Source organism: Escherichia sp. TW14182, assembly GCF_000208525.1.
GTDB lineage: Bacteria > Pseudomonadota > Gammaproteobacteria > Enterobacterales > Enterobacteriaceae > Escherichia > Escherichia ruysiae.
Genome location: NZ_AEJZ01000287.1, coordinates 1 through 1844 on the forward strand (window position 1 = coordinate 1; position 1844 = coordinate 1844).

Consider the following 1844-nt stretch of genomic DNA (forward strand, 5'->3'; position numbering starts at 1 on the left):
ACGCGGTACATTTCATTACAGGCCGGTTGCAGCCATTCATCGGTTTTATCGCCGGCGATGGTACGCCCCTGTCGGTCACGAAAACCGACGAGATATGGCGGGTCGGTAAGGATGAAATCGACAGCATTGCCCGGAAACGTGGCCATAACACGCACGCAGTCACCCTGGATAAAACGGGACATACAAAACTCCTTCTCTTACAGAGGGCACCGGGAGGGCGCCCCTGTGGCGCCCGTTCCCCGCTGCCTGTGGGCTGTTCACCGCGTCCGGTAACGGGTCAGGCCGACCGTGGAATACCGCAGCCGTCGTCTGTTTGACGGCGAGGATATGCCTATAAGGACATCTGTTGTAGAGTCAACGATGATGATGGAATTAATATATCTATATGAAATAGAATGATTTTTATGAGAGAAAGGCTCATATCAGAGACTTCATCCGCGAAACAGAGAACCAATAAAAATCTCCTGCATAGCTCAAGTACGCAATGACACAAGCCTTAATGCTTTTAATTAAACGCTGTTGCAACTGGATTGAGGCGGAGCGCAGCAAAGCGAGCACCGAACACTCCAGGTGCAACAGTGGAATAATTCTTTTATCTATCATGAGATTGATTTCTGCACATAACTTGCACAGTCAGAGTAAAAGGTTACGGACAGCGAGCCTATAAACGGTTATTAACGTGCTGTTGTTAGCAACGAACCCTGACGAAAGACGCACGCCATGGACTCCATCCGCGAAACAGATATCCACATAAACATGGCAGCCTCTTGCATATCTCGAGTAAACCATGGCGCAGGTCCAAACCTTTTAAATCATCATCGCGCAGTCGTCATGCAAGGAAGGAAATCAATTTCATAAACTCATTAATAATCAGTAGACTAGGCTGGAAATATGAATTCATCTCTCAGGTGCAACATTGCCCAGCACATACGTGCATTTTTTGCTGCTATCGCAACAAGCGCTCGTCCATATCCTCGCCTTTCTTTTAACTGCAGGGCCCATCGACTGACCGGATCATCATTTTTAGCTGCTCCCAACAATACAGATCTCGCCCCCAAAACAAGAAGTGTTCTGAGATAGCTGTCGCCGGCTTTAGTTATTCTCCCTAACCGTGCTTTCCCCCCGGAACTTTGTTGTCTTGGTGTTAGCCCCAGCCAGGCACTAAACTGACGTCCATTCTTGAAATCATGACCATTACCTATGCTGGCAACGATTGCTGTTGCAGTCATCGGGCCTATCCCCCTGAATTGCATTAGTAGTTGTGCTGCTGAGTTATCTCTGGCAAGTTGCTGAATGAGTTTTTCACTGTTTTTAATCTTTTCTTCTATGTGATAAAGCTCATTAAGAAGATCACCAATAACCTGATTACAGTAACCGGGCAAATCCTCAAGGACCTGAGCCACCCCAGATAAAAACGCTTTAAACGCCTGTGGGAGAACAATACCTAACTCACTGAGCAATCCCCGGATGCGATTAATCAATGCTGTTCTCTCACTGACATATCCCTGATGAGCTCTGTGTACAAATAATTGCCCTTGCTGCTCAACTGATTTTATGGGAACAAACCGCATATTAGGACGGGTAACAGCTTCACAAATGGCAGCGGCATCTGCAGCATCATTTTTCCCATGACGGCCACCCATACGGTATGGAGAAACCAGTTGCGGCGCCATAATTCGAACTGTATGCCCCATTTTCTGGAACTCTCTTGCCCAGTAATGTGCACCTGTACATGCTTCAATTCCAATCAGACATGCTGGAAGTGTTGCAATCAATTCAAGCAATTTAGCCCGACGCACAAGAGGCTTAACTAAAACGTAAGCGCTCCGTCTGTAACGTCTTGT

1 protein-coding gene and 2 pseudogenes are annotated in these 1844 nt (G+C 47.1%); all 3 read right to left on the bottom strand.

The window, feature by feature from the left end:
* Positions 1–182 (bottom strand): annotated as a pseudogene (locus tag EQY_RS0120070) (DNA methyltransferase); the annotation flags it as partial.
* 75 nt (positions 183–257) lie between these two features.
* Positions 258–332: pseudogene (locus EQY_RS26925) on the bottom strand (hypothetical protein); the annotation flags it as partial.
* 546 nt (positions 333–878) lie between these two features.
* Positions 879–1844 (bottom strand): IS110-like element ISShdy1 family transposase (locus EQY_RS0120075; RefSeq protein WP_000318990.1); only part of this gene is annotated, 966 nt, incomplete at its 5' end.